Genomic DNA, 1,642 nt, shown 5'->3' on the forward strand with positions numbered 1-1,642 from the left:
CGCCCTCAGCTCGCGCGGCCGGAACGGCTTGATGAGGTAGTCGTCAGCGCCGGACTGCAGCGCGAGGATCGTGTCCGGCTCCTCGTCGCGCGCGGTGAGCATGACGACGTAGGCGTCGCTCGAGGTCCTGATCCGCCGGAGGACCTCGAAGCCGTCGATGTCCGGGAGTCCGAGGTCAAGGGTCACGACCGCGGGATCCTCTCGGCGAGCGATCTCCGCGCCTTCGCGACCTGTTGCGGCGCTGAGCACCTCGAAGCCCGCTTGGCGCAGCACGTCCTCCACGAGGTGGCGGACGTCGTCATCGTCCTCGACCACGAGGGCAAGGCCCAAGTCGTCCATATTTCTCTCCTCTGCGGCACCCTCAACTGCGCCGGTCACCCGTCGGTCAGTACTTTGTCATATTCTCATTACGCAGATGAATATCACACTGCTCAATCTGTCAAAGGGGGACTGAGGGAAGGAGCATCGTGTCGACAAGTGAACAGGCACTCCTCCGGTGGGCTCGCCGGAACTTCCAGCACCTCGGACTCCGGGCCCGAGCCGCGCTGTGCCAGCTGCCGCTGGTCGCGTCCGTGCTCGCGGCACCGCTCGCGATGCCTGCGGAATGGGGCCGGGCGAGCGAACGTCCCCTCTTCGTCGCGGGGCTCCTCCTGCTCGTCGCGGCCACGGGCGCCTGCTTCGCCATCCCGTGGGACCGCCTCTCGCCCGGCGCGCTCCTCGCCGTGCCGATCCAGGACTTCGTGGCCATCGGCCTCCTCAACCAGGGCTCGGCCGACGGCCTCCGCGGGCTCGGGACTCTCTCGATCGTCCCGGTCATCTGGATCGCCGCCACGACACCGACCACGTGGGCCGCTCTCGCCCTGTGCCTCGCCGGACCCGGATTCATCGCACTGCCGGCCCTCGTCCAAGCCTTCGCTGGCCTCGGCTCGGTAGGGCTCGGCGACGCGCTCCTGCTCCCGCCCCTTCTGCTCACCGTCGCCGTCGCGGTCCGGGCCGCGCGGGCCGGACTCACCATCCAGGAGCGGCAGCTGCGGGCCCAGCAGTCGCGCCTGCAGAAGCTGCTCGTCGAATCCCAGTCCACCGAGCGTCTCCTCGCCACGCTCCTCGACGCCGTCAACGTGGGAATTGTCGCGGTGGGCCCCGACGCCGTGCCCGTGAGGTCCAACCGCCGGTTCCGGGAGCTCGTCGCGGAGTCGGGTTGGGTCCTCCCGGGCACCACATGGGACGACTCGGTTGGGCAGCGGCTCTTCGCCCGCGACCGCCGCACACCGCTACCGCCCGAGCAACGGCCGCTGCGTCGCGCGGCCGCCGGGGAACGGATCGACGAAGAAATCGTGTGGCTGGGCCGCGGGCGGGGCGCGCGGGCGATGTCCGTCGTCGCGCGGCCGGTCGACGGCCCCGAGGGCGGCGGGGTGATCTCGTTCGGAGACGTCACGGCGCTCGCGGGGGCAGTCGAGGACAAGGCCGAGCTCGTACGCACAGTCGCGCACGAATTCCGCTCCCCGCTCACGGCGGTGCTGGGCAACCTCGACCTCGTGCTCGAGTCGGCCTCCCTGGCCCCGGAGGACCGCTGGCGCCTCGACGTCGCCCAGCGGAGCGCCGAGCGCCTCATCGATCTGGCCGCGGACCTCGCCGTCTCCTC

The 1,642-nt window shown here is 70.8% G+C and carries 2 protein-coding genes; one reads left to right on the top strand and one right to left on the bottom strand.

The genetic code is table 11. The features are described from left to right. Nucleotides 1-339: response regulator transcription factor (locus ACLN58_RS21905; RefSeq protein WP_415857320.1), on the bottom strand; the 339-nt coding region annotated here is incomplete at its 3' end. A gap of 128 nt (nucleotides 340-467) precedes the next feature. On the opposite strand from ACLN58_RS21905, the gene ACLN58_RS21910 reads away from it, so the two are divergent. Next, a partial coding sequence (locus ACLN58_RS21910; protein ID WP_415857321.1) for a histidine kinase dimerization/phospho-acceptor domain-containing protein occupies nucleotides 468-1,642 on the top strand: 1,175 nt, incomplete at its 3' end.

This window comes from Sinomonas sp. G460-2, assembly GCF_047759905.1.
Taxonomy (GTDB): domain Bacteria; phylum Actinomycetota; class Actinomycetes; order Actinomycetales; family Micrococcaceae; genus Sinomonas.